General features: G+C 66.5%; 1 protein-coding gene. It reads left to right on the forward strand.

Going from position 1 to position 328, the window contains the following annotated elements; genetic code table 11:
* On the forward strand, positions 1-328 hold a 328-nt coding region (locus ADL29_RS11795; protein ID WP_157878462.1), incomplete at both ends, for an ATP-binding cassette domain-containing protein.

The following is a 328-nucleotide window of genomic DNA, read 5'->3' on the forward strand; positions in this document are numbered from 1 at the left end:
GCCGGTCGCACCGGGCGGGAGCGAACCGAAGACCTTCGACATCCGCTTCGAGGACGTCACCTTCGCCTACGACGGCCAGAGCGAGCCGTCCTTGACCGGTGTCGACTTCACCGTCGCCGAGCGCAGCCTGACCGCCCTGGTCGGCCCCTCCGGCTCCGGGAAGACCACGATCACCAAGCTGATCAGCCGCTTCGCCGATCCGCAGTCAGGTGTCGTACGGCTCGGGAGTGTCGACATCGGCGCGATGGACCCGGACGAACTGCTGCGCCACATCGCCATCGTGTTCCAGGACGTCTACCTCTTCGACGACACCATCCGCGCGAACATC

It is taken from the genome of Streptomyces chattanoogensis, from assembly GCF_001294335.1.
In the GTDB taxonomy this organism is placed as follows: Bacteria; Actinomycetota; Actinomycetes; order Streptomycetales; family Streptomycetaceae; genus Streptomyces; species Streptomyces chattanoogensis.